This window comes from Cytophaga sp., from assembly GCF_051961495.1.
Classification (GTDB): domain Bacteria; phylum Bacteroidota; class Bacteroidia; order Cytophagales; family Cytophagaceae; genus Cytophaga.
Map to the genome: position 1 here is coordinate 1 of NZ_JBQCDF010000246.1, position 6,327 is coordinate 6,327.

Below are 6,327 nucleotides of genomic sequence, written 5' to 3' on the forward strand. Positions count from 1 at the left end.
AGCAATCGTAATACCGAATGTTATAACGGTTAACGGAGATGGCACGAACGATACCTGGGAAATCAAGAATATCGAGAGCTTCCCGAACGCAGAGTTCCTGATCTACAACCGTTGGGGCAACCTGGTTTGGAAGAGTTCAGGTTATCCGAAGAAGTGGGATGGATCGAACTACCGTAATGGTGAAGTATTACCGGAAGGAACCTATTTCTACATCATCAATTTACATAGCCAGATCTATACAGAGCCATACACAGGCTGGGTACAGATTGTGAAGTAAGAAAAGAAAGTTAGATTAATTAAAATAAAAGTGGGCGATATAAGCTGGTTGTATAACCAGTTATATCGCCCATTCATTTTATAGAATTGTTTTTTCCAAGTGTTGAATTTTTATATAAGAAACAGCGGATCTTTTATTCTTATCTCTATAAAATTGTAACAAATGTTAACATTTGGCGTAAAAAAAGAACTTTTGCTATGTAAAAATTGGAAAAGCGATTGGGGTTACTTTGAAATAAATCGAAGTATAGATAGTAAAAAGATTCTATTTAGCTATGCAATAGAAAGATAGAAATTGAAAAATTGTACGCATTTGAAGATTGGATATTATCAATAAATTATATGAAAATAGATAAGATGTATAAGTTGATTGTCAGTTGTTTTGTTCTTATTCTCTCCCTTGGAATATCAATAAATGCATCTGCGCAGTGTGGTGCGGAATCTATAACTACAGATCAGTGGTGTGAAAATGGCTTTGCCAAGTGGACATTTGATTCTCCAACTGCGAATACGTGGTATGAGTGGTATAGTTATACACCTGCTCCTTATGTAGCAGCAGATTTTGATGCGAATGGTCACTTGATAAGAACCGGTACAATCTTTTATGATTCTGTACAGACACCTTATTATTATTCACCGTTCCGTATCACAACAGCAACGGCACCTCCAGCCGGTGTGCAGCTAACATATATAAAACGTACGAATTATCCTGCGCTTAATCCAAAGCCGGCTGTTGCACCTGCATTTACATCCAATGCTGCAGGGACAGTTATGGAGATGAGCTTTACCAATACAATGCCTGTAAGGTTTAATTCTATTAAAGTTCCCGTGGTATTAAATACGGTTGGCCAGACATATAAAATTCAGATTACCTTTGGTACAACAGCAGGGCCGGGTTCTGCGGTTTACAATTTCTCAACAGTTGGTGCTACATTAATTTCAGGAAACAATTATTACGTAGAGGTACCAATCAACTATACATTAACAACAACAGGGACAACGAAAATTGTTGTGAACTCAAACCCAACAGGTACCGGCTCTGCCGTTGATGGTTTGTTGTTTTCACCGGCGCAACCGGCAACAACTACAGGAGGACCTGTAACAATACCTGCTAACAGTGCTTCTACAACAGGTGGTAAATATGGTGTTCTGTATGATTGGAATTATACCGCCATCTGTCCGCCGCAAACAACACCGCTTTCTACAAAGAAGACAACAGGGTGCTGCGTACCTCCTTCCAGCGTAAATATTTTAACGCTTAGTTCGAACAAAGCAACGATCGTTAACGGATCTGAAAATGCTACATTAACAGTTGGTAACTATTCTTCTTCTTCAAATTATTTTGATTGGTATTTTAATGGAGTGAATGTTCCGGCAGCCAGCGGTGTAGGAAAAACATCCTACGTAACCAATCAGGTTGGTAACTGGGAAGTACATGAGTTAACAGGTGGTAGCCCGGCTGCGGCAGATAAAACCAATCCGAGCTGTTACTCTTCAGATGCAACACGGATCGATGATAAATTAATATTTGCTACGATTGTTACATCGCCTTCAAATAACCCTTTATGTATTGGTGATTCATGGTCATTGTCCGGTTCAGGTTCATCAAACTTAACCTGGTCTACCGGCGGCGGTACGTTATCAAACACAACAGGTTCAACAACAACATTCACAGCAACACAGGCTGGAACAACACAGGTTATTCTGACAGGAACCGTTACAAGCGGTGACCTGGTTGTTAATGGTAACTTCAGCGCTGGAGCCACAGGGTTTGTTACATCAATGCCTGGTCCGGTGGATCCGCGTAGTACAGATGGCTCATACAATGTAGCTTCTTCTGCCGGAAACTGGGGCGTGCAACCCGATTGGACATTTAACGGTACGAAACCTTTCGTTACGGGTAATCCGGGAAACTTCTTAATCATTAATGGAGAGGATGCTTCCAGTGTTACTAAACCGGTAGTATGGGGTCAGAAAATTAATGGTTTGACAGCAAACCAGGCGTATACATTTTCATTTGATTTTACTTCCATATGCTATGTGGTATCTTCGAATACCGGAGGCTACAGCAATGCTCCGGGCACAGCACCTTTTTATGATGTGGACCTGGAAGTATACATCAACGGAGTTTTGATCGGTTCTGCAAGTACAGACTTTGCTACGAATGGCGGCGTAAATGCAGTGGGTGTGTGGAAGAACTTTGCATATACGTGGAATTCGGCAACATCTACTTTTGCCAATATTGAAATCAGACAAAAGAATTTATTCCCGATGCGTGGATATGATTTCGGTTTGGATAACATCAAATTTGGTGGTCTGCAAACACAGACAGATGCTGTAACACTTGGGCCAATAACAGATTGTTCTGCAATCACAGCAACAGCCAGTGCCTGCGTAAACGATACTTATACCGATTTAACAGCAGTTGCTACCGGTGGACTAATCTTTGATCACTGGGAATTAACATCTACACATGCTACCGTAAGTACTGCCAACCCATACAGAGTACAGACTTTAACAGCTACACAGTATGATGCAGTCGGATATGTTGGTATTGGTAACGTATTATCCAACGGTGATTTTAACAGCGGAAACATCGGGTTCATCAGTGGTTCTCCTTATTATACATATGCTGGTACGGGCCACGGAGATAATCAATATTCCGTTGACGTCAGCATAAGTACTCATAACCCGGGCTGGTGGATTGATATTCCTCAGGCGCCTGGCCAGTCAGCTACATCAATGCGTTATATCGCTGATGCCAAGACAGGGGTGAAAGTTCTGGCATGGACCTTCACGGCAAATCAAAACGATAAATTTGCCTTCAGCGGTTACATGGCAAACATCCACAAAGATGCCCTGGGTCCGGATACGATCAACACAGGTATTCCATCTGCCATTGGTATATATATTAACAACACTATGATTGCGAGCTACTGGACAAAGAATGACAGAGACTGGCATCAGCTGACTGGTAACTGGACTGCACCATTGGCAGGTTCTAATACCTATACGCTGGAAGTACGAAACCTGAAATTAAATTCCGGTGGTGGTAATGACTTTGCATTGGATGATTTCAAACTTGTACCACTTACCGGCACGGCTAAAAAATTCACGGTAACAACACCGGTTTGTGATCCGTGTTTATCTGGTGGGCCAACGGTTGCAACAAAAACATATTGCGGAAATACAGGTACAGTAAAACTTACACCTGCAGCAAGTGACCCTGCGGGGGTTCAGTTCAGCTGGTATGCGACGGCAACCAGTACACCGGTAATTGGTACTTCTGTTGGTTCAGCAACTACAACGCTTGATCTTACAGGTATTGCAGCAGATGGTTCAGGTAATAAAACAGTTTATTATCAGAAATCCGCTAAAGGAACAGGTACCGTATTTACAAAAGCACAAACCTGTACTCCAAATTATCAGCCGCAAACAAATTTCTCTTCCGGTAATTTAACAACACAATTAAGTAACCTGCAAAATCAGGGTTACCATGCAACAAAGGCGATTCAGATCCAAAGTTTCGCAATGATGATTGAAATGGAAATCCAAAATGACGGGTGTACAATGAATGGAAATACTCTTTTCCAGGTGGTTGGCGCCAAGGCCGGTTCAGGAGGCTTGGTAGAAGATCCTACGGTAGTTTATGGATCATTGTCTGCTAATTTCAGCAGAACAAAAACACCTGCTGATCCTCAAAAGTTGCAACAGGAAATTACGTTAACTGGTACTGCATCTGTTCCAGCTAACACAGATTTCTTTATTATTCCTAAAACAGTGACGGGAACAATGACTGGTACAGGTTGTTATTTTGCAAGAGTAAGTTTTGGTCAGTGTGAAAATGATTTAACATTCCCGATGGTTGATACATATGATGGTGTTACTGTATCTAGAACTTCTTCTTCATCTAACAATGGCGGAACTGGAGGCGGTAAAAAAGGAGGTATACCATACAATGTTACATTTGCTGTACCGGCTTATCCTTGTCCGCGTGTACCGGTAGTATTGACTCCAAACTGTCCGTGTACAAAACCTACAATTGTTACGATATCATCACCTACGACAGGAACGACAATCTGTGAAGGAACCGCACAGGCAATAGCAGGTACTGCAACAGTTTCAGCTGTACCGCAAAACACAAGCTTTACTTATTCCTGGATCAAAACAGCAGGTACAGGTTCTGGTGTAAAAGTAGCGCCAACAGCTGTAACAACACCTGGTACTTTCCCTAATTCATTAACAATACCGAACTATACTGGTATCACCGGTCTTACAACAGATGCAGGTACTTATGTACTTCGTGTGGAAGACGGTAACACAGGAAACTCTGCCTGCTATACAGAAGCAACAGTTATTATTAATATTGATCCGGTTGTAACTACACCGGCCATTACAGCCGCACAAACAATCTGTACAGGTACAGCACCGGCACAGATTGGTGGTGCAGCAGCAGCAGGTGGCTCAACAACAGCCACTGCAACGTATGTATGGGAAAGTTCAGCAAACGGTTCAACCGGCTGGACAACCATCGCAGGTGCGACGTTGAAAGATTATACTCCGGGCACATTAACAGCAGATACATACTACAGAAGAACCGATAAGAAAGGTGTTTGTGCCGGAGCTGTATCAAACGTTGTTAAAATCACCGTTGATCCGGTTGTAACCACACCGGCGATTACAGCCGCACAAACAATCTGTTCAGGTTCAGCACCGGCGCAGATCGGTGGCGCAGCAGCAGCAGGTGGTTCAACAACAGCAACAGCAACGTATGTATGGGAAAGTTCAGCAAACGGTTCAACCGGCTGGACAACCATCGCAGGTGCGACGTTAAAAGATTATACTCCGGGTACATTAACAGCAGATACATACTACAGAAGAACCGATAAGAAAGGTGCTTGCGCAGGAGCTGTATCAAACGTTGTTAAAATAACGGTCGATCCGGTTGTAACCACACCGGCGATTACAGCCGCACAAACAATCTGTACAGGTACAGCACCGGCGCAGATCGGTGGCGCAGCAGCAGCCGGTGGCTCAACAACAGCCACTGCAACATATGTATGGGAGAGCTCAGCAAACGGTTCAACCGGTTGGACAACCATCGCAGGTGCGACGTTGAAAGATTATACACCTGGAACATTAACGGCAGATACTTATTACAGAAGAACGGATACGAAAGGTGTTTGCGCAGGTGTTGTATCAAACATTATTAAAATCACGGTCGATCCGGTTGTAACCACACCGGTTATTACAGCAGATCAAACAATCTGTACAGGTACAACACCGGCACAGATCGGTGGTGCAGCAGCAGCCGGTGGCTCTACGACGGCCACTGCAACATATGTATGGGAAAGTTCAGCAAACGGTTCAACCGGCTGGACAACCATCGCAGGTGCGACGTTAAAAGATTATACTCCGGGTACATTAACGGCAGATACATACTACAGAAGAACCGATAAGAAAGGTGTTTGTGCAGCTGTCGTATCAAATGTTGTTAAGATTACGGTAAGCGCGACAGCCTCTCCTTCTATTACAGTGAGTCCTAGTAAAAATCCGATTTGTGTAGGAACGAGCGTAACCTTTACTGCCAACTTTAATAATGGCGGTGCAGCTCCGACATTCGAATGGTTTATCGACGGTAATACTCAGGGAGCACCAAGTACAACTGCTACAACATTTACGAGAACAACATTTGCAAACGGGAATCAAATAACAGCCCGTATGGTAAGTAACTCAGCCTGTGCAGTTCCTTCTACTGTAACATCAGCAGCAGTTACAATGACCGTGAATCCGATTCCTACACCGGCGGTTAGTGCAGCAGCAGATAAATCAAGCATCTGTCCGAGCGACAACGTAACATTCACCGCCACTCCGACAAGCGGTGGTACGACACCTACCTATCAGTGGAAAAACAACGGCACAGCGATTGCCGGTGCCACCAATGCGACATATACAACAACAGGTACAGCCTTGGGCAGCCCGAACTCTGTAACCGTTGAAATGGTAAGCAATGCACTATGTGCGCCAACAACTCCGGTAGCATCTTCTGCC

Annotated in this window: 1 protein-coding gene and 1 pseudogene; both read left to right on the top strand. The window is 43.6% G+C overall.

Annotated elements, in window-relative coordinates; translation table 11 throughout:
- Positions 1 to 277, top strand: a 277-nt coding sequence (locus ACTHJT_RS13400) for a gliding motility-associated C-terminal domain-containing protein (protein ID WP_440238997.1), incomplete at its 5' end; no start/stop codon positions are given.
- A 341-nt stretch (positions 278 to 618) separates the two neighbouring features.
- Positions 619 to 6,327 (top strand): annotated as a pseudogene (locus ACTHJT_RS13405) (hypothetical protein); the annotation flags it as partial.